Source organism: Candidatus Thioglobus sp., assembly GCF_028599055.1.
Taxonomy (GTDB): Bacteria; Pseudomonadota; Gammaproteobacteria; order PS1; family Pseudothioglobaceae; genus Thioglobus_A.
Window position 1 is genome coordinate 1 of record NZ_JAQRMS010000180.1, and the last position, 2186, is coordinate 2186.

Annotated in this window: 4 protein-coding genes and 1 pseudogene; 3 read left to right on the plus strand and 2 right to left on the minus strand. The window is 37.4% G+C overall.

Annotated elements, in window-relative coordinates:
• Window positions 1-99: 99 nt before the first annotated feature.
• From PSN35_RS07280 to PSN35_RS07290, 3 genes and pseudogenes are all read left to right on the plus strand, one after another.
• Window positions 100-273, plus strand: a pseudogene (locus tag PSN35_RS07280) (LuxR C-terminal-related transcriptional regulator); the annotation flags it as partial.
• Between the two features lie 33 nt (window positions 274-306).
• On the plus strand, window positions 307-852 hold the full coding sequence (locus tag PSN35_RS07285) for a hypothetical protein (RefSeq protein ID WP_300031528.1): 546 nt from the start codon (window positions 307-309) through the stop codon (window positions 850-852).
• A 330-nt stretch (window positions 853-1182) separates the two neighbouring features.
• Entirely contained in the window at window positions 1183-1527 is a 345-nt protein-coding gene (locus tag PSN35_RS07290) for a gamma-glutamylcyclotransferase family protein (protein ID WP_300031531.1), read from the plus strand.
• Between the two features lie 24 nt (window positions 1528-1551).
• Here PSN35_RS07290 and PSN35_RS07295 read toward each other — a convergent pair whose 3' ends face one another.
• Together PSN35_RS07295 and PSN35_RS07695 are read right to left on the minus strand one after the other, a co-directional pair.
• A complete protein-coding gene (locus PSN35_RS07295) occupies window positions 1552-2004 on the minus strand; it encodes an SCP2 sterol-binding domain-containing protein (protein ID WP_300031534.1) in 453 nt (150 codons plus the stop codon).
• Between the two features lie 61 nt (window positions 2005-2065).
• Window positions 2066-2170, minus strand: coding sequence for a DUF3400 domain-containing protein (locus PSN35_RS07695; RefSeq protein ID WP_367183413.1), 105 nt, complete (start codon window positions 2168-2170; stop codon window positions 2066-2068).
• Window positions 2171-2186: the final 16 nt, after the last annotated feature.

Sequence of the window (2186 nt, forward strand, 5' to 3'; positions counted from 1 at the left end):
CTGATATTTTGTTAGCCAAAGTAACGACTACCATTGAATTATTTGCAGAAAAAATAGCTACATCAAATCGTTATCGATTGTTAACAAAAAAAAGAGGCGGAAGTGTTTCGTTGTGCCGTCCGAGGTGATAAAAATCGTAGTATTGCTGATCAGTTATTTATTTCATTAGCAACTGTTGAAGCTCATCGATCCAGAGTAATGAAAAAAATGCAGGCTAAATCTATTGCTGAATTGGTTAGAGCGTCAGTATTAATCGATCAATTTGAATCTTAAAACAAATTAATTAGTAGCGTAAAATACTTAGTTATGATTAAATTTATTCAATATAACTTAGTGGCGCTATTGAGCGTTTTTATCACGCGTTCGTTAATTATTCCCATGGATCATTTTAACTCTGATATTGGTAACAATCTTTGGTTGCCAATGGGTGCTGTGTTACTGGCTTATCTGTTGTTTGGCTTTCGGGTTTTTCCAGGTTTATTGATTGGCTATCTACTGGCTGAGGTTTTTATCGAGGGCGGCACAGCTAACATTGCTCAACATGAAGTCATTAGTCGTACGGTTAATACACTTATCCCTTTGTTGGTGATTATGCTGATGCAAAAAATTTCCATGGGTAACTTTATTAAAAACCAACAATTGAATTATTGGCATGTACTGCCGTTGATTGTTATTGCCTCAGTGACAACCACATTCGCCAAAGTGGCATTATTGTACGCACCAGAGCAATTTAGTGCGGGTAAAGTGTATTTTCAGTCTTATGTACAGGGTGATATTGCTGGCGCTGTGGTATTTATTGTGGTTGTCTTTTTTATGGCAAAAGCCACCTTAATTCGCCGTAAGGTTATATAGACTGCTTTGGGTTGTTTATATATGGTTTACCATAATAGCAATCAGAGCATACTTTTAGGATAATAGTCTTAGTTGTATTGGTTTTCTATCTCTCCTCAGATTTATTTTTCTAATGCAACGCTTTATTCATAAACTTCGGTTAATTATTAATTAGCCGTGATAAAAAACCCTAATCAATGATTAGGGTTTTTTTTTGGTTTTAAGCTATACTAATAAGAATTTCTGGCCTGGATGATTTTGGCGTTCATAATAATTTGAACGACCGCATAATCACCCTTTAGTCAATATGCGTAATATATTGTGTCATTCAATACTAATTAACAGGTGTTTATGAGTAATAAAATCTTGCTTTTTTCTTATGGTACTTTGCAGCAGACACCGGTACAAATAGAAACATTTGGACGGGAATTAGGAGGATCTAATGACTACTTGTTGGGTTATTCATTGGCCATGGTGGCCATTAAGGATGAGGCTGTGGTTAAGCTCAGCGGCAAGACGCATCATCCTATTGCTGTTAGCTCAAAATCAGACACAGATGAAATTGCCGGGGTGGTATTTGAAATTAGCGCGCAAGAGTTAGCGCATTCAGATAAATACGAAGTGGATGCTTATCAGCGGGTATTGGGCCAGTTAAAATCAGGCAAACAAGCTTGGGTGTACGTCAGCGCTAATTAAATATTAAGCGCTGAGTAATGTTGATTAGTTTTGAATATTTTTACCAATATTAACTAAGAAAGAAGCAAATGGACCCATGTTGTTCATGGCTTCACCCATTGGGCCTTCAAACGATAATCCGCCAAATGTCATATGATACATTGGGCCAGATTCACCTGTGCCCATTGCTGCCCAGTCTTTCATTGTGGCGATCATTTTGTAGTCAACATCTGCGTTTAGCTTAGCTGTTTTAGCACTATCGAAAGCTGCCGCTGCTTTACCATTGTTGTCAATGTGTAATTCTGCCGCTTTACCTGTGTCTTTAACAATAACTTGTAATACTTTGTAACCCTTACCACCATTGTTACCAGCCCAACCTGATTTAACTAGTTCGGCAGGGGTATTTGACGCGTTAAATGTGTCAGCAATGTTTTGTGCGCTGCCTGCATAAGCATTGATTGAAAGTAACGTAAAAAGCGTGATTAGTGTTTTTTTCATGGTGTCTCCTATAGGAAAGTAAATTCTTCTCAAGTGTTTTGGCTGGTTACCAAGGGTAATTTTAAAGCAATACTTTTTCGATATTAACTGATTTTATAAAGTCTTTTTGCCAATGCTTGCCTAGTTGTTGCTCGGCAATAAGCTCGATTGGATAAACAGGCTCAATGCTAGTGGTGCTTTGA